The organism is Marinobacter sp. UBA2498 (assembly GCF_002341575.1).
Lineage (GTDB): Bacteria > Pseudomonadota > Gammaproteobacteria > Pseudomonadales > Oleiphilaceae > Marinobacter > Marinobacter manganoxydans.
In genome coordinates this window covers 1-623 of record NZ_DDOI01000057.1, presented here as the reverse complement: position 1 = coordinate 623, position 623 = coordinate 1, and the positions used below count along the sequence as shown (strand labels likewise).

The window sequence follows — 623 nt, the reverse complement described above, 5'->3', positions numbered from 1 at the left end:
CGCAGGGGGAGTCCATGTAGCTGGGCTTTGCGGCGGTTTTGTAGGAGCGAAGCGACGGAAAAACCGTCCGACAACAGCCCCTGGTTAGCTGATGAGCTTGGCCATTGCACGGTTCTGCGCTCCCTCTCCGGTCTCGAGACCATCTTTGACACCGGCCCGATTCCGCTCTGGTTGATTCTGACTTGCTTTCAGCTTGCCCGTCAGAGCTTCAATTTTGATCTCTACGCCGACAATAGCCTGCACCAGACGTTCAGTGAATTCTGTTGGTGCATCATCCACGGACCAAGGAGCTACCATTTGCGACTCATGCTGGTTTGTTAGCTGCTCTAGATGATGTTTTAACCAGCTTGGATCCTCAATTATCCTAGCGCTCCCTTGCGCGTGGACAGCCAGATAATTCCATGTTGGGACAACCCGACCTGTCTCAACCTTGGTTGGGTACCATGAGGGTGAAACATAAGCATCTGGCCCCTGAAAAACTGCGAGCACTTGAGCTCCGCCCTGCATGCGTTTCCAGACTGGATTACTACGGGCCAGATGACACTGAAGATATCCATGATCATCGTTTGCCCCAGAGGTCAGATGAAAGGGTACGTGATTGGTGCATATTCCGGCCCATCGTG

General features: G+C 53.1%; 1 protein-coding gene. It reads right to left on the bottom strand.

The window, feature by feature from the left end:
* Positions 1-84: 84 nt before the first annotated feature.
* On the bottom strand, positions 85-623 hold a 539-nt coding region (locus tag B2W52_RS06775), incomplete at its 5' end, for an FMN-binding negative transcriptional regulator (protein ID WP_286802094.1).